21 protein-coding genes, 4 tRNA genes and 1 pseudogene are annotated in these 24,644 nt (G+C 57.8%); 6 read left to right on the top strand and 20 right to left on the bottom strand.

The genetic code is table 11. The annotated features are described in order from the left end of the window. Positions 1-476: 476 nt before the first annotated feature. The gene (locus BANAN_RS04155; RefSeq protein WP_014697676.1) at positions 477-1,268 is read left to right on the top strand and encodes a DUF4037 domain-containing protein; all 792 of its coding nucleotides are present in this window, start codon (positions 477-479) and stop codon (positions 1,266-1,268) included. A gap of 41 nt (positions 1,269-1,309) precedes the next feature. Beyond that, a pseudogene (locus BANAN_RS08760) lies at positions 1,310-1,432 on the top strand (ATP-binding protein); the annotation flags it as partial. 81 nt (positions 1,433-1,513) lie between these two features. Here the strand turns inward: BANAN_RS08760 and BANAN_RS04160 are convergent. The 5 genes from BANAN_RS04160 to BANAN_RS04180 form a co-directional block, all read right to left on the bottom strand. Further along, entirely contained in the window at positions 1,514-1,783 is a 270-nt protein-coding gene (locus BANAN_RS04160; protein ID WP_014697678.1) for a hypothetical protein, read from the bottom strand. 196 nt (positions 1,784-1,979) lie between these two features. Then, positions 1,980-2,055 (bottom strand) — tRNA-Val (locus tag BANAN_RS04165). A 33-nt stretch (positions 2,056-2,088) separates the two neighbouring features. Further along, positions 2,089-2,160: transfer RNA gene (locus tag BANAN_RS04170), tRNA-Val, on the bottom strand. A gap of 31 nt (positions 2,161-2,191) precedes the next feature. After that, positions 2,192-2,262 (bottom strand) — tRNA-Cys (locus tag BANAN_RS04175). 30 nt (positions 2,263-2,292) lie between these two features. Continuing rightward, positions 2,293-2,365: transfer RNA gene (locus BANAN_RS04180), tRNA-Gly, on the bottom strand. Between the two features lie 267 nt (positions 2,366-2,632). Between BANAN_RS04180 and BANAN_RS04185 the strand changes: the two genes are divergently transcribed. Then, positions 2,633-3,433: a PAC2 family protein gene (locus tag BANAN_RS04185; protein WP_014697679.1), complete on the top strand. Its 801-nt coding sequence runs from the start codon at positions 2,633-2,635 to the stop codon at positions 3,431-3,433. Positions 3,434-3,527: 94 nt separating this feature from the next. Here BANAN_RS04185 and BANAN_RS04190 read toward each other — a convergent pair whose 3' ends face one another. Next, positions 3,528-4,415, bottom strand: coding sequence for an undecaprenyl-diphosphate phosphatase (locus BANAN_RS04190; RefSeq protein ID WP_014697680.1), 888 nt, complete (start codon positions 4,413-4,415; stop codon positions 3,528-3,530). Between the two features lie 173 nt (positions 4,416-4,588). Between BANAN_RS04190 and BANAN_RS04195 the strand changes: the two genes are divergently transcribed. Then, entirely contained in the window at positions 4,589-5,383 is a 795-nt protein-coding gene (locus tag BANAN_RS04195; protein WP_014697681.1) for a fructosamine kinase family protein, read from the top strand. A 122-nt stretch (positions 5,384-5,505) separates the two neighbouring features. Here the strand turns inward: BANAN_RS04195 and dnaJ are convergent, their stop codons facing one another. Both dnaJ and hrcA read right to left on the bottom strand, forming a co-directional pair. Next, positions 5,506-6,654: a molecular chaperone DnaJ gene (gene dnaJ / locus BANAN_RS04200; protein WP_014697682.1), complete on the bottom strand. Its 1,149-nt coding sequence runs from the start codon at positions 6,652-6,654 to the stop codon at positions 5,506-5,508. A 68-nt stretch (positions 6,655-6,722) separates the two neighbouring features. Next, on the bottom strand, positions 6,723-7,823 hold the full coding sequence (hrcA, locus tag BANAN_RS04205) for a heat-inducible transcriptional repressor HrcA (protein WP_014697683.1): 1,101 nt from the start codon (positions 7,821-7,823) through the stop codon (positions 6,723-6,725). Positions 7,824-8,029: 206 nt separating this feature from the next. Here hrcA and tkt point away from each other — a divergent pair, with 206 nt between their 5' ends. Together tkt and tal are read left to right on the top strand one after the other, a co-directional pair. Further along, complete coding sequence (gene tkt, locus BANAN_RS04210; protein WP_014697684.1) at positions 8,030-10,126, top strand: transketolase; 2,097 nt, start codon at positions 8,030-8,032, stop codon at positions 10,124-10,126. A gap of 95 nt (positions 10,127-10,221) precedes the next feature. Further along, entirely contained in the window at positions 10,222-11,328 is a 1,107-nt protein-coding gene (gene tal, locus BANAN_RS04215) for a transaldolase (RefSeq protein ID WP_014697685.1), read from the top strand. Between the two features lie 87 nt (positions 11,329-11,415). Here the strand turns inward: tal and BANAN_RS04220 are convergent, their stop codons facing one another. The 12 genes from BANAN_RS04220 to uvrC all read right to left on the bottom strand — a co-directional run bounded on the left by BANAN_RS04220 (position 11,416) and on the right by uvrC (position 24,594). Next, positions 11,416-12,081 carry a pentapeptide repeat-containing protein gene (locus tag BANAN_RS04220; protein WP_041776998.1) on the bottom strand — a complete coding sequence of 222 codons (666 nt, stop codon included), beginning with the start codon at positions 12,079-12,081 and terminating at the stop codon, positions 11,416-11,418. After that, the gene (locus BANAN_RS04225; RefSeq protein WP_014697687.1) at positions 12,065-13,264 is read right to left on the bottom strand and encodes a pyridoxal phosphate-dependent aminotransferase; all 1,200 of its coding nucleotides are present in this window, start codon (positions 13,262-13,264) and stop codon (positions 12,065-12,067) included. The genes BANAN_RS04220 and BANAN_RS04225 overlap by 17 nt, the downstream gene beginning before the upstream one ends. Next, positions 13,264-13,782: an Lrp/AsnC family transcriptional regulator gene (locus BANAN_RS04230; protein WP_041777121.1), complete on the bottom strand. Its 519-nt coding sequence runs from the start codon at positions 13,780-13,782 to the stop codon at positions 13,264-13,266. Before BANAN_RS04230 ends, BANAN_RS04225 begins: the two co-directional genes overlap by 1 nt. Before the next feature lie 53 nt (positions 13,783-13,835). Then, positions 13,836-15,515: an aminotransferase class I/II-fold pyridoxal phosphate-dependent enzyme gene (locus tag BANAN_RS04235; RefSeq protein ID WP_014697689.1), complete on the bottom strand. Its 1,680-nt coding sequence runs from the start codon at positions 15,513-15,515 to the stop codon at positions 13,836-13,838. A 110-nt stretch (positions 15,516-15,625) separates the two neighbouring features. Further along, the gene (locus BANAN_RS04240; protein ID WP_014697690.1) at positions 15,626-16,456 is read right to left on the bottom strand and encodes an HAD hydrolase family protein; all 831 of its coding nucleotides are present in this window, start codon (positions 16,454-16,456) and stop codon (positions 15,626-15,628) included. Positions 16,457-16,554: 98 nt separating this feature from the next. After that, positions 16,555-16,803 (bottom strand): preprotein translocase subunit SecG, encoded by a 249-nt coding sequence (gene secG / locus BANAN_RS04245; protein ID WP_014697691.1) that lies wholly within the window; start codon positions 16,801-16,803, stop codon positions 16,555-16,557. Positions 16,804-16,869: 66 nt separating this feature from the next. Next, entirely contained in the window at positions 16,870-17,682 is an 813-nt protein-coding gene (gene tpiA / locus BANAN_RS04250) for a triose-phosphate isomerase (protein ID WP_014697692.1), read from the bottom strand. Between the two features lie 93 nt (positions 17,683-17,775). Further along, a complete protein-coding gene (locus BANAN_RS04255; RefSeq protein WP_004217923.1) occupies positions 17,776-18,981 on the bottom strand; it encodes a phosphoglycerate kinase in 1,206 nt (401 codons plus the stop codon). Between the two features lie 121 nt (positions 18,982-19,102). Continuing rightward, entirely contained in the window at positions 19,103-20,065 is a 963-nt protein-coding gene (gene whiA, locus BANAN_RS04260; protein ID WP_014697693.1) for a DNA-binding protein WhiA, read from the bottom strand. Between the two features lie 148 nt (positions 20,066-20,213). Beyond that, the gene (gene rapZ / locus BANAN_RS04265) at positions 20,214-21,146 is read right to left on the bottom strand and encodes an RNase adapter RapZ (RefSeq protein ID WP_014697694.1); all 933 of its coding nucleotides are present in this window, start codon (positions 21,144-21,146) and stop codon (positions 20,214-20,216) included. Then, positions 21,146-22,072: a shikimate dehydrogenase gene (locus BANAN_RS04270; protein WP_014697695.1), complete on the bottom strand. Its 927-nt coding sequence runs from the start codon at positions 22,070-22,072 to the stop codon at positions 21,146-21,148. The genes rapZ and BANAN_RS04270 overlap by 1 nt, the downstream gene beginning before the upstream one ends. Positions 22,073-22,203: 131 nt before the next feature. Next, a complete protein-coding gene (gene uvrC / locus BANAN_RS04275; RefSeq protein WP_014697696.1) occupies positions 22,204-24,594 on the bottom strand; it encodes an excinuclease ABC subunit UvrC in 2,391 nt (796 codons plus the stop codon). Positions 24,595-24,644: the final 50 nt, after the last annotated feature.

Genomic DNA, 24,644 nt, shown 5'->3' on the forward strand with positions numbered 1-24,644 from the left:
CCGATGTTCATGCGTCTCAATCACACCGGCATCGACTTAGGCGCATATTGGAAGCCGATGGGCGGGAGGCGGCTGATCCGCTCGGGAATCAATGCCAACTGAGATTTGCGGGCACATGCTGTGGAGCGTGATGCCGAGGTGTGTTTTGCGTTGCTTGGAATGCGGTCTTCCGGCGGCGAACCGGTGGGTTCGGCGTTGAGCTGTTCCAGGGCTTTTGTTGATGACTGATGATTCGCGGTGCAAGCCCGGTTGCCCGCAGTCGGATTGGCCTCTTTCCCATTTCCGTCGCCATTGATTCTGGATATACCGTTTCACTGTCTCCAAGGTTGCCCGCCGCCGCTTGCCTCATTTCGTTCACCATATGTGTGGCTTCCTAACATGGAGCCCATTTTCTTTCCTCTAGAAGGTATTGCTATGCTGGGTGTGTTCCCATATAGGGACGGATTTGGCATCCATAGCATTGCAAAGGAGTACCCATGGATCTGATTCATCAACTGTTCCTGCAGCTTGAGGGACTTCCCCAGGTGGAGGCAATCGCCTTGGGCGGCTCCCGGGCGTCCGGGTGGAACGACGCCCGCTCCGACTACGACGTGTATCTGTACTGCACGGGGCCCATACCCGAAGATGTGCGCAAATCATTGCTCACCCCGTATTGCTCGGTCATGGAGATAGGCAACCATTACTGGGAATACGAGGACAATTGCACATTCCGTGACGGCGTCGACCTCGATCTACTGCACAGGGACATTACCGCATTCGGCGCTGACGTGGCGCGCGTGGTCGAAGGACACGAGGCATCCCTCGGGTACAGCACGTGCATGTGGCACAATCTTCGCACCTGTTCGGTGGAGTTCGACCGTAATGGACGTCTTGAGGCATTGCGCCGCCGTTTCGATGTCCCCTATCCCCGAGAGCTGCGCGATGCGATTGTCGCGGCGAATCTGCCGTTGCTGCACGGCGCATTGCCTGCGTATGACGCACAGATCCATAAAGCCGCATCCCGAGGGGATTTGGTGAGTGTCAACCATCGCGTAACCGCGTTCCTCTCCTCGTATTTCGACGTGCTGTTCGCGATTAACGGGATGACTCATCCGGGAGAGAAGAGACAGCTGTCCATCGCCGAACGCGACTGCCGCATACTGCCCGAGGACTTCCGACCCAGTTTTACGGCATTGTTCGAAACGATGTTCACCGATGCCGCCGCACTGGACGATGTCGTCGCCCGTCTGGCACGCAATCTGGCCGTATGCGTGGAACAGTCGGCGTGACGAAATGAAGAAGGCACATGGAGACTGCTGACGTTTCCCACGGTCTACTCATGCGACTGCGCCGCGCCAAAAACGAGCACCGGCTCGGCCAAGGACTCGCCGCCATCGGCAAGGGGCGCCTGATCATCTCCGACAGCTACGAGACAAGGAGCGTCATCTCCACCCGGCTCCCATCCAACCCCACCGGTCACCACACGCATCCGAGTGGAACAGGCTGTGCGCATCAGGATTCCACCTCGTGCACGTCAACGACCGTAACCCAACATGTTGGCATGCGTGGCATACCATCGGGCGAACATGGACTCCGGCCCCTCACGATCCGAATGCACACGCCTGCCGGTCCGCGTCCACCAGCTTGCATTCCGACTCCAACCAGGCCGCCGCCTGTATTTGGAGGTGAACTGTTTGTAGACACGCCCGTGCGTTTTCGGATTCGCGTAATACGCGAACCATGCCACGGGGATATCCGGCTTGTTCTTCTTGGCGATCAGGCCGCCGAATTCTCTTGTACCCATATCCGCCCCATATGCGACGCATGCTTGTCGGAGGACCTGGTAACCGGACTGGTAACTGAAAACATGTGTCCTGTTTCGGAAACGGGACACGCACCACCATTGGACACCATGCTGCGACACGTCAGGCGTGTCGCCCCTGATGCCAACGGACAAGCCGAAACAAAAAACCTCGCGAACAACAGTCCGCGAGGCCTCATGGTGGGTGATGTAGGAATCGAACCTACGACCCCTTCCGTGTGAAGGAAGTGCGCTAGCCGCTGCGCCAATCACCCGTATTCAATTATTGTATCCGATGGCTCGGATCGTGGGCGATACAAGATTCGAACTTGTGACCCCTTCCGTGTCAGGGAAGTGCGCTACCTCTGCGCCAACCGCCCGGTTGGTCTCGGACATCTTTCGATGCCGTCGAGGTGGGTACGAGAGTCGAACTCGTCTATACGGCTTTGCAGGCCGCTGCCTAACCGCTTGGCTAACCCACCGTAAGGTTCGTTAAACTCATCGGACCTTAGAGCGGACAACGGGACTCGAACCCGCGGTCTCGACCTTGGCAAGGTCGCGCTTTACCAACTAAGCTATGTCCGCATGTGTTTCTGGCGTTGTTTCCTCTGCCTGAGCACGAGTCACTACTATATCGAACTCTTGGAAGTTTGCAACTTCGGCGTGTCGTAATTGTTGGATCATCTCTCCGTATAGGATTGCAGTAGAGAGAGAAATACACAGCAGTGACCGCGCGTTTTGCTCACGGTTCCTCCACATTGCTTCACTGTGGGATTACCTTCACAAAATGCACGCTTTTCAAGGGATACAGTGGTGTACATGAATGAGCGAGGAACCAGAGTCAAATACGTCATGGTCGCGGCCTTCGACGGCTGGAATGACGCATGCCAGAGTGCCACCAATGTGATTCGGCATCTGGTCTCCCGTTATAGGTCTTTGGAGATTGGCCACATCAACAAAGACGGTTACTATGATTACCAATCCGCCCGTCCGATGCAGTGCACCATTCAGGGTTCCCGTTGCATTCTATGGCCGCAGACCGCTTTCTACGACATCGCAGTGAGCGACTCGCTCCATATTCTTGCGCAATTGGGACCGGAGCCGAACTACCAGTGGCTTGAATACTGCCGCGATAGCCTGCGTTTCGCCGAACAATATGACGTCGAACGCATTGTCACGCTGGGCTCCATGCTGGCGGAGTGCCCGCACACGCGTCCACTGCCCATCGATATCTCGAACAACGGCAAGCCGCTGGATCCCGATTATGAATACAACGGGCCAATCGGAATCACGCATGCGCTTGACACGATGGCCATCGAACAGGGATTTGCCACCACATCCTTGTGGGTTTCCATCCCCCGCTATCTCGGGTCCGCTGATCCATGCCCACAGGCAACCCTGACACTGTTGCGGGAGCTCGGCGAGATCTTGGGGCTCGATCTTCCAGTGGGTGCCATAGAGAACAAGGCGAAGCAATGGCGTTCTCGTTGCGACGTCACCGTGCGCAACAACGCCGACCTCGAGCATTTCGTGAGTCAGCTGGAACGTGATTCTGATCTGCATCAGCATGCCAAGGAGCTCTCTTCGGCGGGGGCGCCGATGGCCGAACAGCTGGTACAGGAGGCCGAGGCATTCCTGCGGGATCAGGATTGAGAACCGGTTTCTTTCTTGCACCATAGGACTGCTGTCTTGGATATGAGAAGGCCTCCCAATTTGGGAGGTCTTCTCATATCCAAGACAGCACACATCAGGCATTACCGGAGACCGGAATGCCCTCCAGCGGTGAGAGCACGCCGCACAGCAGCAAGATAGCCACGATGACGGCCAGAGCGATGCGATAGATGGCGAAGGCCTTGTAGGAATAGGTGGATACGAATTTGAGGAATCCAATGATCACGATGTAACCGACCACAAATGCCACGACAGTGGCGGCGATGGTTGCGCCCCATCCGGGGAACATCGCGTCGGCATTGACGTCTTTGATCGCCTTGACGGCTTCGAGAATGCCCGCGCCGAACACGGCGGGTATGGCCATGAGGAATGCGGCGCGCACTGCCGCCTCGCGTTTGTACCCCATTGCTCGTCCGAAGGTGATGGTGCCGCCGGAGCGTGACACGCCCGGAATAAGTGCAAGCATCTGGCCGATGCCAAACCAGATCGCATCCTTCGTGTTCATGTCGTCGAGTGTCTTGACCTGGCGGGCGCGGTCGTCGACAATCCACAGGATCACGCCGAATACGAACAGCATGGCCACCGTGATCCATAGATTGCGCAGCGTCGTCTCAATGGCATGCTGGAACAGTACGCCCGCGATGAGAATCGGGATGGTGGCGATGATGATGTACCAGCCCAGACGAGCGTCCTTGTTATGTGCTCCGAAACGAGAGGCCCTGTCCTTCCCTTCCTTGCCGGCGAGGCACAGACACCAGGACTTCAGGATGTTCCAGATGTCGTGGCGGAAATACAGCAGCACCGCCAATTCGGTTCCGATCTGGATGATGGCGGTGAACGCGGCACCTGGGTCTCCGCCGAGCATGAGATCGCCGACGATGCGGACATGGGCGCTGGAGGACACCGGCAGGTATTCGGTGAGTGCCTGCACCAGTCCGAGGAATATGGCCTGGAAGAAATTCATAAATCCTCTTTACGAATGATTTCATGGTTATTGCAGTTTCACTGTACCGTGTGCCTTTCCTCTTCCACCGAAGGAGGCGATAGTCGCACAGGTCGTCGAGCGGCATTCCGTGCCGTTTCGCGACATCGAATTGCGTACAATGAGCACCGGAATATACAGGCGAAAGGACTGAGATGGGTGCAGAATACCGTAAGAGTCGCAGGAATGCGCCACGGGGCTTCTTCGAATGCGAGGGCAAAGGCCTTGAGTGGCTTGGCGAGGCGCAGGCGCAGGGCGGTCCGCGTGTGGTGAAGGTGTATGGCTGGGGTGACGATTACCTTGACATCGAACGTGTGACCCCCGCGATGCCCACGGGGAAAGCTGCCTTCGAATTCGGTGCCGCACTTGCGCATATGCATGATGCTGGCGCGCCGTATTTTGGATCGGCTCCGAAGGGATATGACGGCACCTGTTATTTCGGACCCCTGCAGGATCCTGTGCCGATGGACACCGGCGAGTGGCGGGATCCGGCAACATATTTGGCCGAAGGCCGTCTGCGACCGATGGTTCAGATGGGAATCGAACGCGGGTCGTTGCGTGATGCCGACATGGATCTTACCAACGAGGTCATCGATGCGCTTCCGGAACTGCTCGACAGGGCCGGCGAAGATAGGCCCGCTCGTGTGCATGGCGACTTGTGGAGCGGCAATGTGATGTGGACGGCAGACACCGGCGAGACGCAGGCCGTGCTCATTGATCCCGCGGCCCATGGCGGACACCGGGAGGAGGATCTCGCCATGCTCCATCTGTTCGGCATGAGTTATCTGACGGAGATCACCGATGGCTACATGTCGGTGCATCCGCTGAAGGCGGGTTGGCAGGAGCGCATCATGATATGGCAGCTCTACCCCATTGCGGGCCACTGCGTGTTCTTCGGCGGCGGCTATGTGAGCGAGTATCGGGAGATGTGCCGTTCGCTGCTGAGGTGAATAGCTGTTGGAGGCGGTGAATGTGATCTATGCGAAGGGCCGGTGCGACATCCAGCTGGATGTCGCACCGGCCCTTCGCATAGATCACATAGATCAGTTGCGTTGCCAGACGCTATGTGATTTCAGCCTAGGGCGTCTTTGATCTTGCTGAAGAAGCCCTTCTTCTGCGGCGTTGCGGGCTGCGAGGACTGCCGCACCGGTTTTTCGTCCTTCTGCTGTTGGGCGAACTCCTCCATGAGACTGCGCTCGGAGTCGCTGAGCTTCGTGGGAATCTGCACGTTGATGTGCACAATCAGATTGCCACGTTGATCCTTGTCGTTGAGCTTTGTCATGCCCAGGCTCTTGAGCTCCACGGTCTGTTCCGGCTGCGTTCCCGCGGGGATGTCGAGTTGCTGCTTGCCGTCGAATGAATCGATCTCCATTGCATGACCCAGCACGGCCCATGTCATGGGAACGCGAATCCAGCAGTGCAGGTCGTCACCCTGCCGGGTGAACCTTTCGTTCTTGCGCACCGTGATGTCCACGTAGAGATCGCCGGGCTGCCCGTTGCATTCGCCGGCCTCTCCCTGACCCGGCACGCGAAGGCGGGAATCGTTCTGCACGCCACCCGGCACAGGAATCACTACATCACGCTCGGTGCGCACACGACCGCTTCCCTGACATTGGGTGCAGGGGTGTTGGAAGATGTTGCCGTGACCTTGGCAGGTTTCGCAGGGCACCGAGGTCATCATCTGGCCGAGCAGTGTGCGCACCACCTTCTGTGTGTAGCCGGACCCATGGCATGTGGGGCATGTGATGGGAGGCTCCTCGTGTGCGGATCCGGTGCCTTCGCAGTTCTGGCAGGTGCCGTAGGTCGAAAACTTCAGGTGTTGTTCCGCACCGAACACGGCGGTCTTCAAATCTATGGTGAGCTCTTCGAGCTGATCGCGGCCGGGCTGGCTACGTGGTATCGGACCGTTGCCGGTACCACCGCCGAAGGCGTCGAAGAACTGTCCGAACATGTCGCCCATGTCGAATCCGCCGAAGGGTTGGCCGCCACCGTATCTCGCTCCACTTCGGGGATCGTTCGGGTCGACGCCCATGTCGAACATGCGCCGCTTCTCCGGGTCGGAAAGCACCTCGTACGCGGTGTTGACCTCCTTGAATTTCTCCTCGAACTGCGGACCTGCGAGATCGGGATGGTATTTACGGCTCATCTTGCGGTATGCGCGCTTGATCTCCTCTTCCGTCGCATCGCGCTCGATGCCTAGGACTTTGTAATAATCTGCCACGGCCACTCTTTCTGTTGTGCTGGGACGTATTCGTATGACTGTATATTGCTACTCGAAAGGTTCGGCTGTTATTCCTGCCATCCATTATGGCCAACGCACAGGAACTCGGTCAGATACCGCGATACGGCATGGACGGCGGCCATGGTCACCGCATAGTTCATGTGGGTCGGGCCGATGGATCCGATTACAGCGATCGGCATGGTTGGTTGGGTGCCTGTGTCGTATTCCTCATGCTCGGCATTCGCGCTCGGGGTGGAGCTCTGCCCATAGCCGCTGCTCACCACGGAGGCATGCAGCAGACCTGGTGTGTGTGTTTCCGAGCCGATGGCCACGCCGACGCCCTCCTGACCGGGCTGTCCCGTCAGATCGTACATCAGGCGCATCAACACCACCTGTTCCTCCAAAGCGTCGAAGAGCGGCGCAAGGCTGGCGGCATCGATATACTGATGCGTCAGGCTTGCGGCACCTGAGGTGAACAGCTCGTTTGAGCGCTCCTCATTCTCCATGCCGGAGAACGCCGCCGCGATGGCATCGCGGAGCTGCGGGGGGAATCCCCCCTCGGAATCGGTCGGCAGCGTGCGAATGGTCTGTACGCATTGGCGGAACGTGAGCATACGGCAATGGGTATTGATCGTTTCGCATATACACTGCGTCTGCTCGGTATTCGGCAACGTGTCTGCCGAGACCAACCTCTGCACCACGCGGCCCGTCTCGGTTATCGCCACCAGCAGGAGCGTATGCGCGGCGAGGGGCAGCAGTTCCACGTGCCTCATAAGGGACCAGGACAACGACGGCGCCGACACCATTGCATATTGACCGGTGATGGTGGAGAGAATGCGTGCGGCGCGTTGCAACGTGTCCTGCAGGCTCACCGAACCGCTCAGGGCACTGCTGATTGATTCCCGTTGCTCTGCAGTGAGCGATATCGGTGTGCTCAGCGAATTGACGAAGTACCGGTACCCTTTTTCGGTCGGGATGCGTCCCGCCGAGGTATGGGGCTGGGTGAGATAGCCTTCATCCTCCAGAACGGCCATGTCGTTGCGGATTGTGGCAGAGCTCACTCCCAAATGGTGCTTGGCCGCCAGCGCACCGGATCCGATGGGTTCCTGCTGCCGTATATAGTCCTCTACAACGGCCCGCAGAATCTGCATGCGACGTGTCGAACTCATATATACCCCTTATTACGCTTTCGAGAAACATTGTATTAGCACTCTGCGTACAGGAGTGCTAATTTCCGGCTCACAGAGAAAGCGGATAACACGCCAAAGGCGCAAAACCTCGTCGGTTATTGCGGTTAGAATGTGAAGAGCGCCGGCGTTGTTGGACAAGCCGGCGGCTCCGGCGCTCGAAATATTGGAAGGAAAGTAGATCACTTATGACCGATAACACCTGGTCTGAATTGGATGAGCGCGCCATCAAGATGGCGAAGGCCCTCTCCGCCGATGCAGTGCAGAAGGCGGGCCATGGCCATCCGGGCTCCCCGATTTCGTTGGCTCCAATCGCCTACACGCTGTATCAGCGTTTCATCAAGCACGATCCGAACGACCCGAACTGGGCCGGACGCGATCGTTTCATTCTTTCTGGCGGTCATGCATCGCTTACCCAGTATGTGCAGCTGTACTTCTCCGGTTATGGCCTGACGCTGGACGACCTCAAGTACTTCCGTGGCGGCGCGGACACCCGCACTCCGGGCCATCCTGAGTACGGCCTGACCCCCGGCATCGAAATGACCACCGGCCCGCTGGGTCAGGGTGTCGCATCCGCCGTCGGTTTCGCATATGGCCAGCGTTACGAGCGCGGCCTGCTCGATCCGGATGCTCCGGAGGGCAAGTCCCCGTTCGACCACAAGGTGTGGGTCATCTGCGGTGAAGGCGACATTGAGGAAGGTGTCTCTGGCGAAGCCTCCTCGCTTGCCGGCAACGAGCAGCTCGGCAACCTGTTCGTCTTCTTCGACGCCAACCACATCCAGATCGAAGGCGAGACCAAGATCGCCCTCGACGAGAACGTGATCGAGCGTTACAAGGCCTACGGCTGGTACACCGATGAATTCAGCTTCATCCAGCCCGACGGTTCCTACAAGGAAGACATCGAAGGTCTGTCCAAGGTCATCGAGAAGGCCGAGCAGGTCACCGATCGTCCGCACTTCATCAAGGTCGACACGCTCATCGCATGGCCGACCCCGGGCAAGACCAACGATCCTTCGTCCCACGGCTCCGCTCTGGGCGACGAGGCCGTCGCGGGTCTCAAGAAGGCCCTCGGCCTCGATCCGACGAAGACCTTCGAAGTGGACGAAGAGGCACTGGCCCACGCCCGCAAGGTCGCAGAGCGCGGCCTCGAGGCACACAAGGAATGGGATGAGGCCTTCGAGAAGTGGGCCGACGCCAACCCGGACAAGGCTGCTCTCTACAACCGCATCAAGAACGGTGAGCTGCCTGAGGAATTCGACAAGGCCATTGACGATCTCGAAGCCGGCTTCGAAGCCGGATCCAAGGTCGCAACCCGCAAGGCCTCCGGCGCCGTGATCAACGCCATCGCGCCGATCATGCCTGAGCTGTGGGGTGGCTCCGCCGATCTGGGTGGTTCCAATAACACTAACATCAAGGGCGCCGCGTCCTTCGCTCCGGCGGAAGATGCCACCACCCAGTGGCCGGATTGCTCCCCGTATGGCCGTCAGCTGCACTTCGGTGTGCGCGAATTCGCCATGGGCTGCATCACCAACGGCATCCTGTTGGGTTCCGACACCCGTCCGTTCTCCGGCACCTTCTTCCAGTTCGCCGATTACATGCGTGCCGCAGTCCGTCTGTCGGCTCTCATGGAGATCCCGAACCTGTACATTTGGAGCCATGATTCCGTGGCCCTCGGCGAGGATGGCCCGACCCACCAGCCGATCGAGCACCTGAGCTCCTTCCGCGACATCCCGCAGCTCGAAGTGGTTCGTCCTGCCGATGAGTGGGAGACCGCCGAAGCCTACCGTTACTTCTTCGAGAAGAAGAACACGCTGCCAACAGCCATGGTGCTGACCCGTCAGGGTGTCCCGACTCTCGTTGAGACCGCCGAGAAGGCCAAGGAAGGCGTGCGCAAGGGCGCTTACGTGCTCTACGGCGAGGAAGGCCAGCCGGACGTGATCATCATGGCCTCCGGTTCCGAGGTTCAGTGGGCTCTGGAAGGTGCCAAGAAGCTTGCTGAGGAGGGCATCAAGGCCCGCGTCATCTCCATGGTCTCGATGGAATGGTTCGAGGAGCAGGACGACGAGTACAAGGAGGAGATCCTCCCGAAGAGCGTCAAGGCCCGTGTCTCCATCGAAGCCGGCTCCGCGATGTCCTGGTACAAGTACCTGGGCTCCTATGGCAAGGCCATCGCTATCGACCAGTTCGGCCTGCAGGGCGACGGTGCTCAGAACATGATCGATCTGGGCATCACCGCCGAGCATGTCGTCGAAGCAGCCAAGGCCTCCATCGAAGAGGCTCGCTGATTCATCTATGAGGGGATGTCATCCGGCATCCCCTCCCCTCTGCCTACACTGGTAGGCGTTGGATTTTTTCAACAACACAAATTAGGAGATACATAATGACTGCATCTACTCAGGCAATTTCCGATGCCGGCGTTTCCATCTGGCTGGATGACCTGTCCCGCACCCGCATCGAGTCGGGCAACCTCGAAGAGCTCATTAAGAACGACAACGTTGTTGGCGTCACCACCAATCCGTCCATCTTCCAGAAGGCTCTGAGCCAGGTCGGCCCGTACGACGCACAGCTCAAGGAACTCGGCAAGGTCGATGTCGAGACCGCCATCCGCGAGCTCACCACCACCGACGTGCGCAATGCCTGCGATATCTTCAAGCCGGTCGCCGAGGCCTCCGACTACGTCAATGGCCGTGTCTCCATCGAAGTCGATCCGCGCCTCGCACACGAGACCGCCGAGACCGAGAAGCAGGCTGAGGAACTCTGGGCCAAGGTCGACCGTCCGAACGCCATGATCAAGATTCCTGCGACCCTCGAGGGCCTGCCGGCGATCACCGCTACCCTGGCCAAGGGCATCTCCGTCAACGTCACGCTGATCTTCTCGCTCGAGCGCTACGAGCAGGTCATCGATGCTTTCATCGAAGGCATGGTTCAGGCCGACGCCAATGGCAAGGATCTGTCCAAGATGGCTTCCGTCGCATCCTTCTTCGTTTCCCGTGTCGATACCGCGGTCGACAAGAAGCTCGAGGAGATTGGCTCCCTCGAGGCCAAGGGCCTCGAAGGCAAGGCTGCTGTAGCCAACGCTCGCCTCGCATACGAGCTCTTCGAGAAGAAGTTCGCCGAGGATTCGCGCTGGGCTGCTCTGGAAGCCAAGGGCGCCAAGAAGCAGCGTCCGCTGTGGGCCTCCACCGGCACCAAGAACGCCGCTTACTCCGACGTCAAGTATGTCGATGAGCTCGTCGCCAAGGACGTCGTCAACACGATGCCTGAGAAGACCCTGCTCGCTGTGGCCGATCACGGCCAGGCCACGCTGGGCATCATCCCGGGCAACTATGACGAAGCCCACGACATCATGAACGACCTCGCCGAGGTTGGCATCAACTTCAAGGATGTCACCGACAAGCTCGAGGCCGATGGTGTCGCCGCCTTCATCAAGTCCTGGGATTCGGTGCTCACCGATGTCCAGTCCGGCATCGACCGTGTCAACGGCTGATGCCGACTGACTTGATCTAGTCAAGACATAATTGGATGGGTCCAGCATTCGCTGGGCCCATTTTCTATATGCACCGAAGGCAATCGATCACTGTGTGCGGATGCCGATGCTTCGTGCGAACACCGCGGAAAGGTCGGTGATCTGTGCCAGAGACATGGTGGTCCCATGCAGTGAATCGACATTGCGAATCTCCCGTAGCCGCGCACCACGCAAATCCACATCGGTGCATATGGCATGCTGCAGGGTGAGCACGTCTATTCGTGTCCCGGTGAATGCGATGCGCGAGAGCCTGGCACCGTTGCCGTCCAGCTCCCCTATCTCGCAATCGCGGAACATGATGTCACGGCATATGGCATCCCTGCAATTGAGATAGTCGATGCGGCATCCACGAATCTCCATGCCAATGATCTTCGCCGCGTTCGCCTGAACGGCGCCGAAGGCGCAGCGGACCGCAATGCTGTTTTCCATGCCGATGCTGCAGATGTCAAGCAACGCAGTGCGGCAGGAATCTGTCAGCACATGATTGACATGCGTGCGCTCGGCAATGATCGTGTCAATTGCGAGATTCCTGAACTCGCAATTGAGCAACGCAGCGGCGGTCATGTCGACCGTGGAGGCCTGCTGGTCGAAGAAGCGGCGCGAATCCTGATCGTCCTCGGCGGTAAGCGACGAGAGCCGTGATTCAATGAGCCCTTTCCTGTCCATCGATAATTTGGGAAGGCGGGGAGGCTGAGTGTCACGAATGGCTGCCATGGTGAGAGTCCACAGGTTCACTTGGCATATACAATGATTCGAGGAACGCCTCGATGCGTGAGCAGGCTTCTTTGATGTTCTCCATGCTCGTTGCATACGAGATGCGTACGAAGCCTTCCCCGGAATCGCCGAAGGCAGTGCCGGGGACGATGGCCACCTTGTGTTCCTCCAGCAGGCGCACGCAGAACTCGTCTGAGGTGAGGCCTGAAGATGTGATGTTCGTGAACACGTAGAACGTGCCTTTCGGTACATTCGTCGTCAGTCCCATACGGTTGAGTCTGGCACAGATGAGGTTGCGCCGTGATTCATATTCCCTGCGCATCGACTCGGTATCGGCAATGCCGTGTTCAAGCGCCTCAATCGCCGCATACTGCGCCGATGTGGGTGCGGACATGATGACGAACTGGTGCACTTTGGTGAGCTGTTGGCTCAGATCCGCGTTGCTCAACACGTAACCGAGGCGCCAACCGGTCATGGCGAAGGCCTTCGAGAAGCCGTTGATGACGAGCACCTGATCGCGAATCTGCTCGAAGTTGGCAGGTGAGCAGAATTCTCCCTCGAACAGCAGTTCGGAATAGATCTCGTCGGAGATGACGTAGATTCCGGATTCCTTGAGGATTGGAACCACGCGCTCGTAGTCCTCGCGGGTCATCACGCCACCGGTTGGGTTCGACGGGAAGTTGAGAATGATTGCCTTGGTACGGTCGCTGATCGCGCGTTCGAGGTCCTCCGGCAGTAATTTGAAATCGTTGTCTTGCGTGAGCTCAATGCGCACTGGCACGCCACCCGCCATCAAGATCGCCGGCTCGTAAGCCACATAGTTCGGGTCCAGCACAATCACCTCGTCTCCAGGACTGATCAACGTCCGGCAACATAGATCCACCGCTTCCGAACCACCGACAGTCACGAGAATCTCGGATTGCGGGTCGTAGTCGATGCCGTAGCAGCTGTGGTAATACCTTGCGATTTGCTTGCGCAGGGCGATGAGTCCCCGGTTCGCGGTGTAGTGCGTATGGCCGTCTTCGAAGGACTCCACTGCTTTCGCACTGATATGCCACGGTGTGTCGAAGTCCGGCTCCCCCACACCGAGCGAGATCACACCCTCCATGGAGTTCGCCAGATCGAAGTATTTGCGAATGCCGCTCGGTTTGAGATGCGCGATGGTCTGGTTGATCGGCTTCATCAGTAGCTCACCACCAGACGGTCCTCGGCACGGTTCGGCCGACCGGCGCCCGTGAGTACGCCGGATTGTTTGTACTGCTTGAGCACGAACAATGTTTTCGTGCTTTGCACGTTCTCCATGACGGCAATGCGATCGGCCACGAATTGACACACCTCGAACATCGTCTTGCCTTGCACCAGGCAGATGAAGTCGTTGTCGCCGGTGATCAGGTAAAGCGAATCAATCTCGGGGTATTTGGCGAGCAACGCCGCGGTATGGTCGTAGCCCTTGTCCTTCATCGGGCTGACATCCACCTCGATGAACGCCATGATGCGCTCGTCACGCAGCACCTTGTTGTAGTTGATTACCGTATGGTAACCGCAGATGATCTTCTGCTCCTCCATGCGGCGGACGGCCTGCTGCACCTCTTGTGCTTCCTCGCCCAGAATGTCCGCCAGATCCCGTGCATCGAGCCGGGCATCGTTCTCGAGCAGCTCGAGTATCGCCTGATCGTTCGCGCTGATGTTCCCCTCGGTCATGTCGCCTGTCATCCTTTCCACATTCCCTGTTGTTCGCCAAGCCATGCATGCGCCTATTGGCGATAGTGGCTGAAGAAGTGCGTCATTTTGTCGACGGCGCCTTTGAGCACCTCGACGCGCGGCAGGTAGACCACACGGAAATGATCCGGGTCCTTCCAATTGAAACCGGTGCCCTGCACGATGAGCAGTTTCTCGTCGTGCAGCAGATCGAGCGCGAATTGCTCGTCGTTGCGAATGTTGAATTTCTTCGCATCGATTTTCGGGAAGATGTAGAAGGCCGCCTTCGGTTTGACCGCCGTGATGCCATCGATTGAGTTCAGCGCGTTGTAGATGTATTCACGCTGTTCGTATATACGGCCCCCCGGAACGAGGTAGTCGTTGACACTCTGATGACCTCCCAATGCCGTCTGCACGATCGATTGGGCGGGTACGTTCGAGCAGATGCGCATGTTCGTGAGCATGTCAAGGCCTTCGATGTAATCCTTCGCGATCGACTTGTTGCCTGACAGAATCATCCAGCCGATGCGGTACCCGGCGATCATATGAGACTTCGACAAACCGCTATAGGTCACGCAGAACAGGTCCGGTGCGAGGGAGGCGATTGACGTGTGGGTGAGCCCATCCATGACGAGGCGGTCATAGATCTCGTCGGAGAAGATCATGAGCTGATGCTGCCGTGCCAGTTCGACGATCTGCTGCAGCACCTCGGTCGGATAGAGCGCGCCTGTCGGATTGTTCGGGTTGATGATGACGATTGCCTTGGTGCGATCGGTGATCTTGGCACGCATATCGTCGATGTCCGGATACCACTCCGACTGTTCGTCGCAGACGTAATGCACCGGTTTCCCTCCTGCCAGGGTGACGCATGCCGTCCACAACGGGTAGTCGGGGGCCGGTAGCAGCACTTCGTCTCCGTCGTCCAACAACGCACTCATGCTGAGATTGATGAGCTCGCTCACACCGTTGCCAGTGTAGATGTCTTCTACTCCCACATTCGGCAGGTTCTTGAGCTGAGCGTACTGCATGATCGCCTTACGGGCCGAGAAGAGTCCCTTTGACGCCGAATACCCCTCCGTATCGGTGAGCTGTTGTGCCATGTCATAGACGACTTCGTCCGGTGTACGGAATCCGAATGGGGCTGGATTGCCTATGTTGAGTTTCATCACATGCATGCCGGCTGCTTCCATGCGCGCCGCCTCGTTGACCACCGGTCCGCGTACGTCATAGAGCACGTTGTCCAGTTTATGTGACTTGGTGAAGACCCGCCGCGATCCGATGCTCATGGGTTCCGGCGTGACACTTGATGGCACATCAGGGAACGAGGGGTCCTGTACATTATTGTTCGCTGCCGGTTCCATGTCTTGCTCCTGTTCAATTTTAGCGAGTTCATTATTATGTTCAATATGTTCAGAATTCTGAATTGAACTATTCTGTTCAACTCTATTGATATGTTCAAAATTGCCGTCTGGGCTCTCGTGTTCAATCTTTGCGAAGGTTTCAGGATCATCATCGAACGGCACGCTCTCGCCTGCCAGCCAATCCGCGTTCACCCGCAATACAGCCGCGAGGAATCGCTCAATATCGCGGCGCGGTCTTGTTTTGCCGCTCACATATTGACTGATGTGGCTGCGCCCCAGCTTGACGCCATGGTCCTGCGCCGCTTTGACGAAGTCGATCTGCTTGATGTTGCGCAACTCCATCGCCTGATTGAGGCGCGTGGTGAAATCGGCCATGCCGTCCCTCCTTTGAACTTAGACCGTAAGTGTTTCTTCGAAGCGTACCGTAACGGTTGAACATAATTTTGATTTGTACATTTCTATGTTCAAAATATAAAAGTTCAAGTTCAGTTTATGAGTATGCGATGTTCAATCCATTTCGCCACGCCGTCATCGTTATTCGAAGCGCATACCTCATCGGCTATGTTCAATACTTTCGGATTCGAATTGGCGACGGCCACTCCGGTTCCCGCACGCTGCATCATGTCAATGTCGATGATGTCATCGCCAAATGCGACCACATTGTTCAAATCGATGTTCCAGCGGTCGCACAGCAGTTCCATGGTGTACTGTTTGTTCGCATGTGGATCCATGAGCATCCACAGACTTCCCTCGCTGATGTTGAGCGACAGTTCGTCAGGAAGCAATGTGCTGAGCAACGGAGTCTGTTCGTTGGTTGGGAAGATGATGATCTTGTCTGCGGTGCCCTCTGGGACATCGGCGAAATCAGTGAATCGCCACGTCTGTGTCTTCCAGTACTTGGATACGTCGAAATTCGTATATCGTACGTCATCCATGACGATGCCTATCTCGATGTCGGGAATCACATGCGTGATTGATCGGCACACCTCGCAGGCATAATCTGAAGAGAAACCTATTTTCAACAGTTGCCCGTTGGGAGCAGATTTGGTTCCGGTGAGCATCGCGTAATCAGAGGTCGCTGGATGGAAGTCGATGAGTGCACCATTGAGATAGATGCATGCATCGGCATGCAATCGGCGTACCATGTCGAGACCTGTGCTGACTGGGCGCGCGGTGGCCACGACAAACGGAACATGGTTGCGATGCAATGTGTCAACAGTGCGAATCGTATAGTCCGACAATGCGCGTTGTTCGAAGGTCTTGCCGTCATGGAGCAATGTGCCGTCCAGATCGGCGACAATGAATGGTTCCGTCAAGTCCACTCTCCTATTCGTAGGTCTACGCTGTTGTACAACAAAAACGAAAGGACCCATGCCCTCCTACGGAGGAGCATGGGTCCTTTCACAAACTCATATCAGGCGATACCGAACTTGGTGAACAGTCCGAGCGCAATGATGATGGCAACCCAGATGAGTGCGATGATCACAGTCCAACGGTTCAGATTCTTCTCGGCAACGCCAGAGGAACCGGCGTTCTGCGTAAGGCCGCCGCCGAACATGTCGGACAGGCCGCCGCCCTTGCCTTTGTGCATGAGGATGAGCAGGGTAAGCAGCAGACTGAGCACAACCAGCACAATCTGCAGAATCAGCTTGACTACAGTCACGGGTGAACCTCCAAATTTCAATACCGTTGCCCAGTGTACCGCAAGTTCGCGAAAAAGCGTGCAAAATCAACCATTATCATGTGAAGATGTTGTCGCAATCGTCTTCCTGCAGATTGTGGTGAGCTCATCGACGTCGAGGGCGGCACCTCCGATGAGGAAGCCGTCGACGTCTGGCTCCTCAATCAGCTCCACACAGTTCTTCGAAGACACCGAGCCTCCATACAGTACACGCACGGTCTGCGCCACATGGTCGCCAAATGATTTCGCCAGATCCACGCGGAAGGCATGGGCGGCGTCCTGCGCTGTCTGCGGGGTGGCAACCATGCCCGTGCCAATCGCCCAGACGGGTTCATAGGCGATGATGAGTTTTGATGCCTCCCCATCAGAAAGGTCGCGTGTCACGTCATGCACCTGGCCGACGGCAAACTCAAGTTCAATGCCCTTGCGTCTCTCCTCCAGACTCTCGCCGACGCATAGGATCGGCTGCATGCCGGCGGCAAGCACCGCTCGTACCTGATCGACGATGTTCGCATCGTCCTCCGGATGGTATTTGCGCCGTTCCGAATGGCCTACAATCACATAGCTGCAACCCAGATGCGCGAGCATGTCCGCAGAGACGTCACCGGTGAACGCCCCCTGTGACGTGACCGAAACGGCCTGGGCCCCGTATCTGATGCGCAAGTGTTCGGATTCCACCATCACCTGAACGCTGCGAATCGAGGTGAATGACGGGAAGAGCGCCACTTCGCAACGGTTGAAGTCAAAATGGCATCGTTTGAGGTTCTTGGAGAATGCCCGGACGAACCCGGTTGCCTCAAGATGATCGAAGTTCATCTTCCAATTGCCCGCAACCATGGGGATGCGTCGTGTCGATGCCATATTGCCTTGCCTGTCCTCCATATGAGAACGTGGCGTCCAGCACCTATTGCCGGGCGCCACGTCACACCGTTATTGGGCTAGTGTTGTGAATCCCTACTCGAGGACCTTGAGGCCCGGAAGCTCCTTGCCCTCGAGGAATTCGAGGGAGGCGCCGCCACCCGTGGAGATGTGCGAGAAGCCATCTTCGGGGAATCCGAGCTGACGCACGGCCGCAGCGGAATCACCACCGCCGACGATGGTGAAGGCACCATGTTCGGTGGCATCCACCAGAGCCTGGGCGACGGCCTTGGTGCCTGCCGCGAAGGCAGGAACCTCGAAGACGCCCATAGGGCCGTTCCATACGACCGTCTTGGAATCGACGATCTTGTCGTGGAACAGCTTGCACGACTCAGGTCCGATGTCGAGGCCCATCATGTCAGACGGAATCTGATCGGCGGGAACCACCTTCGGATCGACCGGAGTGTCACCAGCCGGGAAGCCCTTGTTCACGACGATATCAACGGGAAGCACCAGTTCGACGCCGTTCTTGTCGGCGGTTTCGATGTAGCCCTTGACCTGGTCGATCATATCCTCCTCCAGCAGGGAGGTACCGACTTCGTAACCCTTGGCCTTGAGGAAGGTGAACACCATGCCGCCGCCAATGACGAGACGATCGGCCTTGTCGAGCAGATTCTCGATCACTCCGAGCTTATCGGAGACCTTGGAGCCACCGAGCACAACGGTGAACGGACGCTCCGGATCCTCGGTCGCCTTGGAGAGGGCGTTGACTTCCTTCTCCACCAGCAAGCCAGCGGCGGCCGGCAGGTCGGCAGCGACATCGTAATCGGAACCTTGTGCGCGATGAACCACACCAAAGCCGTCGGAGACGAACACATCGCCCAGAGCCGCAAGCTTCTTGGCGTATGCGGCACGCTCGGCCTCGTCCTTGCTGGTCTCCTCAGGGTTGAAACGAACGTTTTCCAGCAGCACAACATCGCCATCCTTCATGGCGGCTACCTTGGCCTGGGCGTCCTCGCCATAGGTGTCGGAGGCGAGAACCACAGGAACGCCGAGAAGTTCGCTCAAGCGTGCAGCCACGGGAGCCAGAGAAAGCTCCGGAACGACCTTGCCCTTCGGGCGACCAAGATGAGCCATGAGAATGACCTTGGCGCCTTCCTTGCGCAGAGCTTCGATGGTAGGCAGCGCCGCCTTGATACGACCATCGTCGGTGATCGTAGTCCCATCCAACGGAACGTTGAAATCTGCGCGAACCAGAACGCGCTTGCCCTTCAGATCTCCAAGATCCTTGAGTGTCTTCATTCGTTATCCTTTCTTACCGCAAGAATGCGGGTGTGGCTTATGCCATCCCTTGCATTCTAGCGTCAAATCCACGCGATATCGGCTCGATTATCCGTTACGCAACATCACGCTGTACACCAGCTTACGCCATTGCGGCGTCCTGCTCCGCTTTCTCTGCCCGTTGCAGCAGACGACGGATACGGCCCGCCACCGCGTCCTTGCTGATCTGCGGGCGGGCGGCTCGTCCGAGCTCCTCCAAGGAGAAATCGGGGTGATCGATGCGCAATTGCCCGGCGGCACGAAGATTCTGCGGAATATCGTCTCCGAGCACATCGAATGCATGCTGCACTTTCACCACGGCCTCTGCGGCGGCTTTCGCGCTGCGGCGCATATTCGCGTCATCGAAGTTTGCCAGTCGGTTGGCGCGATGGTGTGATTCGGTGTCGGGTCTCTTGCCGGTCCAATCGCGTACCGTGCTTGAGGCTCCCATCATCGTGAGGAGCCGTTCGATGGCATCCGGGTCGGAGAGATGGACGCGTACGGAACTGCGCACCGTATGCTTTGCGGCTCGTATGCCGAGGCGCTGACCCATGGCGATGAGCGAATCCGCTGTCTCCTCGTTCGGGCAGATAATCTCAAGCGCGCTAGGTTTGTCGGGATCCGAAAGCACACCAGCAGACATGAAGGCACCACGCCACACACCCTTGATTTGGGCAATGTTGCCGTTGGACAGATCCGTTGGCAGTCCGCGGACGATACGGTTGAGCCGTGGGTCTATCATGCCGGTGCGCACCGCCAATGCGAAACCGGCGCGTGCGCCGACGTCCACGGCATATCGACGCATGGAGCCATGAGGGGTCTTCACATCGACGGATTTGAGGGCGGCTGGGATTTTATACAGGCTCTCGATTGTTTCCTGGAGCCAGTGGGCGGCTTCCATGGAGTCGAATTGTGGTTGGACGATGATCTGCGTCGAGGATTCACGCTGCACCTTGCGGAATCCTCGGCCGAAGTACAGCATCGACGTCACCTGTGCCTTCTGCACCGCCGGGGATCCCCCATCGATGTTCGACAACTCGCTTTTGACCTCATCGAGAAGCGCCAAAAGATCCTCCTGTAAGTTGTGTGGTACCTATTACGGTTCGGCGTGTCTCATTGACTCCGCTGTTCTGTGATACCGAACGTCTTGGACATCTTTGTTGAGTTTTCCCACATGTTGAAGTTGCTTTCACGATATGGGAAAACACTTGCAATCATTGGGTTTTCCGATCCAACTCTCGGGCCGAGACGGAGACCGAGAGACCATGCGACCGCAATCTTGATGCCAATGCCTCGCTCATCGCCACGGAACGATGCTGGCCGCCGGTGCAACCGATTGCGATCGTCACATAATGCTTGTCCTCCTGTGCATAGCCTTGGATCGCTATTTCGATGGCCTTCTCATAGGCATCGAGGAACTGTGTGGCCTTGTCATTCGACAGCACGTATTCACTCACCGGTGCATCATGCCCGTTGAGCTCGCGTAGCTGTGGCACCCAGTAGGGATTGGGCAGGAATCGCACATCGGCCACGAAATCGGCATCGATCGGTATGCCGTACTTGAAACCGAAACTGAAGATGTGCACGGAAACGGTTGTAGGTCCGTTGCCTGTCAAAGCCTCGTAAAGCTTGGTGGAGAGCTGGTGGATGCTCAGCTTCGAGGTGTTGATCACGATGTCGGCACGTTCCTCGAGGTTCTCGAGCAGCTTCCGTTCCTCGTGGATGCCGTCTATAAGACGGTTACCCTGCTGCAAAGGGTGCGGCCGGCGGACGGATTCGAATCGCTTGACCAGTACGTTGTCATCGGCATCCAGGAAGAGGATGCGCGTTTTGAGGCCCAGATCATCCAGATGCGAGAGCACCGAACTCAGGTCCATGAAATAGTCGCGGGAGCGCACGTCGATCACTGCTGCAAGCTTATGGAACCCGGATTTTGACGCGGTCATCATGTCCACCATGGGTTCGAGGAGTTTGGGTGGCATATTGTCCACCACATACCATCCCATATCCTCTATGCTATGGGCTGCATGCGAGCGACCTGCACCACTCATGCCGGTGATGAGCAGCACTTCGAAGCCTTCTGCTGGAGAGGAGGCGTGTGCGGATTCCGACTCCACGCCTCTTTGTTCATTGTGTGCGGATTGCATCACAGCTCCTTCTCCAACGCTTCCCACATGGCCTGTTCCAGTGTACCGGTTTGGGGTGGATTATTCAGGGCATCGTCCACATCGTCTCCCCCGATTGTTCCCGTCATCAGCAACACTTGCGCCACGGCCTGATGCAGCAGCATTCGCTCTCCTCCTACGGCGAGACCGCCACGATCGCGCCAAGCTACCATGAGTTCGGTTGGGCGGGGATCATATACGACATCGAGCAGTGCTCCATGGATGGGCTGTGCATGTTCCGCGAAACGCCGGGCAACCACATCGGCGCCCGTCCCGGGAATCGTACTGATCGCGATGTCGCATTGTTCCAGTGCCGGAAGGCAATCCTCCAATGGGATGCTACGAACCGTCACACCATGCGCGGCACCCAGGTCGATCAGTGCCGTGCTGCGATCCGGGTGCCGCGCGGCGACGGTGACCTGGGAACAGCCCATCGTGATGCACCCCGCCAATGCCGAAGTCGCGGTGTTACCGTTGCCGAGTATGACTGCGTTTGGCTGAGCTGGCAACGTCATGCCATGGGTGCGAAAGGCGTCATGGAAAGCACGCACGATACCATAGACATCAGTATTGTAGAGTGCCATGGCCGGAAGATCCTGACCCTCAGAAGTGGAGGGGGAATCCCAATCGAATACGACGGTGTTGGCGACGCCAAGCTCCCGTGCCCATTGGTTCCGTGCAATGCCGAAGGGGGCGATGGTGCGTTTGAGCGGCATCGTCAGGCTCAAGCCTCGCCAGGAGGGGTCCAGTGAGCCAAGGAATGAGGGAAGCTCGCTTTCAGCCACTTCCTGCTTCGTATACGACCATTGCCCAAGACCAAGCGCTCGATACGCCGCCTCATGCAACACCGGCGACAGCGAATGCGCGATTGGTTTGCCTAATACCGCACATCGTTGCATCTCATCCATATTCTCATCCCCTCATTTGTGCATGCCCGTTGCATGCCCTACAGCACTCTACAGCATAGCTGCGCTTTGTTGCGGCATCGGCGCATGCCACAACAACGACTCATAGCCATTGCAATAACGCATATAGGTGTTCACGAAGCATTGTCATGCAGTGCTTCGTAGATGGCCTGTGCTTTGGCATGGCCAACGCCTTTCACGGATTCCAGTTCTTCGAGGCTGGCCTGTTTCATGCGCCGCACTGACCCGAAGTGGTTCAGCAGCCGCTTCTGGAACGTCGGGCCGATTCCCGGAATCTCGTCGAGTGCCGAGCGGAGGGCACCCTTGCGTCTGGTCTGACGATGGTAGTTGATGGCGAAGCGGTGTGATTCATCACGGACACGTTGGAGCAGGTACATGCCCTCCGATGAACGTTTGAGAATGACCGGATAGTCGTCGTCCGGCACCCACACCTCTTCCATGCGCTTGGCCAGTCCACACACGGCCACGTCAGTCACACCGCAGTCCTCCAATGCTTTCGCGGCGGCCATCACCTGAGGCTTGCCGCCATCGACCACCACCAGATTCGGTTTGTAGGCGAAATGACGGCGGTCGGTGTTCTGCTGGACTATTTCCTGTTGGACCTGCTCGGCGGATTCCAGCTCTCCCTCCTGCGAAACCCGCTTCTCGTTGTCCATGCTTTCGCCGGTGTCTCCCGCAATGTTCCCATGCTTGAATCGTCTGGTCAGCGTCTCATACAGCGCACTGAGATCATCCACCGCACCTTTGCCGTCGGCACCACGTATGGCAAAGCGTCTGTATTCGGATTTCCGGGCCATGCCGTCTTCGAACACCACCATGGATGCCACTTGGAACGCCCCGCCCACTGTATTCGAGATGTCATAGCATTCGATGCGCAACGGCGCCTGGCTGAGTCCAAGCGCATCGGCCACATCGTTCATGGCGGTCGTACGCGCACCTATGTCGGAGATGCGGCTCATTTTCGAACGTTGCAACGCCTGCTGTGCGTTCTGTTCGGCGCGTTCGAGCAGTTGCCGCTTGTTACCTCTTGCAGGCGTCCCAATCGAGACCGCGCCACCGCGAAGCCGTCGCAAGTATTGTTCCAGGTCATCGGCACGCGCGGGCATCACTGAGACCAGCACCTGTCTGGGCACAGGGGCGATCGGTTCGAGCAGATCGGCACGACCGGTCTGCTCGCGTCTTGCGTTACGCGCCTTGGTCGACTGTGCACGGGATGACGCGTCGCCGGCCGACATGCGCTGTGTCGATCCCATGGCCGTGCGCTGCTCTTCGACTTTGATCTGTGCTTTTTCCATACGAATCGGCGTGGGTTCCGCGCTCACGGCCGCGTCAAGCGTCGCAGCCTGGGCCATCGGTGGGTCCACGGTCGGTCGGGAGGATGGCAGTGCATCGGTCCGGCGGAAGCCACCTGCTTCACGCTCACTGTACAGTTCCGAATACACCTGCATGATCAGATCGCTGATCAGTTCGGTGTCATCGACATCTTCGACGCGTTCCACACTCCAGTTGCGTTCTCCGCGAATCGAGCCCGAGCGCACGAAGAATGCATGCACCGACGCCTCAAGCTCATCGGATGCAATGCCGAACACATCGGCATCCACATCCTGATCGAGAACAACCGCATTCTGCTCCACAACCGTGGAGAGCATCTGGATCTCATCTCGCAGGCGCGCGGCTTTTTCGAAATCGAGTTCGGCGCTTGCCTCCTTCATAGCTGCAGTGAGTTTCGCCACATACGATTTGCCTATGCCTCCGGTGAGCACGCCGACCAATTGCTCGCACAGGCGCTTGTGGTCTTGCGGGGTTATGCGCCCCACACAGGGGGCAGAGCATTTGCCTATCGACGCCAGCAGGCATGGCCTATTGGTGAGCTGCGCCTTGCGGAAGTTCGCATCGGTGCACGTGCGCACCGGGAAGGTGCGTAGGAGTCCGTCGAGACTTTTGCGCAGATCCCACACCTTCGCATACGGCCCATAGTAGCGGGTGTCACGGCGCTTGCGGCTGCGCGTGACCCAGATACGCGGGTACTCCTCGCCTATCGACAGCGCCAGGTATGGATAGGTCTTGTCGTCCCTGAACTGCACGTTGAACCGGGGGTCAAACTCTTTGATCCAGGTGTATTCCAGTGTGAGCGCCTCCAATTCGGTGCCCACCACCGTCCATTCCAAGGATCGGGCTGTGAGCACCATGGTCTGGGTGCGCGGGTGCAGCTGCCGCAATGGCTGGAAATAGTTGGACAGACGGTTGCGCAGGTTCTTGGCCTTGCCTACATAGATTACCTGTCCGTCGCCATCGCGCCACTTATAGACGCCGGGCTGGGCAGGAATGTCACCCGTCTTGGGCCTGAAGAGATCACGGGAGTCACCGAGTAACGGTGCGCCGTTCGCATTCACGTCCTCCGGCATCTGTGCATGGCCGCCGGCGCTGGTATTGCCGGTGGCTCCCATGAGATCATCGGCAAGATGCCTCCAGGTTCCTGGCGCATGACGCTCGAAAATGGGCATGTCTCCCCTTATCGCTTGTTGCCGTGAATGATTTTGCCGACGGTGCGTGC

Origin of the sequence: Bifidobacterium animalis subsp. animalis ATCC 25527 (assembly GCF_000260715.1) — a bacterium.
Lineage (GTDB): Bacteria > Actinomycetota > Actinomycetes > Actinomycetales > Bifidobacteriaceae > Bifidobacterium > Bifidobacterium animalis.

Coding starts and splice junctions, on each gene's coding strand:
- BANAN_RS04155 (WP_014697676.1), top strand. CDS start 477: ATGGATCTGATTCATCAACTGTTCCTGCAGCTTGAGGGACTTCCCCAG.
- BANAN_RS04160 (WP_014697678.1), bottom strand. CDS start 1,783: ATGGGTACAAGAGAATTCGGCGGCCTGATCGCCAAGAAGAACAAGCCG.
- BANAN_RS04185 (WP_014697679.1), top strand. CDS start 2,633: ATGGTCGCGGCCTTCGACGGCTGGAATGACGCATGCCAGAGTGCCACC.
- BANAN_RS04190 (WP_014697680.1), bottom strand. CDS start 4,415: ATGAATTTCTTCCAGGCCATATTCCTCGGACTGGTGCAGGCACTCACC.
- BANAN_RS04195 (WP_014697681.1), top strand. CDS start 4,589: ATGGGTGCAGAATACCGTAAGAGTCGCAGGAATGCGCCACGGGGCTTC.
- hrcA (WP_014697683.1), bottom strand. CDS start 7,823: ATGAGTTCGACACGTCGCATGCAGATTCTGCGGGCCGTTGTAGAGGAC.
- tkt (WP_014697684.1), top strand. CDS start 8,030: ATGACCGATAACACCTGGTCTGAATTGGATGAGCGCGCCATCAAGATG.
- tal (WP_014697685.1), top strand. CDS start 10,222: ATGACTGCATCTACTCAGGCAATTTCCGATGCCGGCGTTTCCATCTGG.
- BANAN_RS04220 (WP_041776998.1), bottom strand. CDS start 12,081: ATGGCAGCCATTCGTGACACTCAGCCTCCCCGCCTTCCCAAATTATCG.
- BANAN_RS04225 (WP_014697687.1), bottom strand. CDS start 13,264: ATGAAGCCGATCAACCAGACCATCGCGCATCTCAAACCGAGCGGCATT.
- BANAN_RS04230 (WP_041777121.1), bottom strand. CDS start 13,782: ATGACCGAGGGGAACATCAGCGCGAACGATCAGGCGATACTCGAGCTG.
- BANAN_RS04235 (WP_014697689.1), bottom strand. CDS start 15,515: ATGGCCGATTTCACCACGCGCCTCAATCAGGCGATGGAGTTGCGCAAC.
- tpiA (WP_014697692.1), bottom strand. CDS start 17,682: ATGGCATCGACACGACGCATCCCCATGGTTGCGGGCAATTGGAAGATG.
- BANAN_RS04255 (WP_004217923.1), bottom strand. CDS start 18,981: ATGAAGACACTCAAGGATCTTGGAGATCTGAAGGGCAAGCGCGTTCTG.
- rapZ (WP_014697694.1), bottom strand. CDS start 21,146: ATGCAATCCGCACACAATGAACAAAGAGGCGTGGAGTCGGAATCCGCA.
- BANAN_RS04270 (WP_014697695.1), bottom strand. CDS start 22,072: ATGGATGAGATGCAACGATGTGCGGTATTAGGCAAACCAATCGCGCAT.
- uvrC (WP_014697696.1), bottom strand. CDS start 24,594: ATGCCCATTTTCGAGCGTCATGCGCCAGGAACCTGGAGGCATCTTGCC.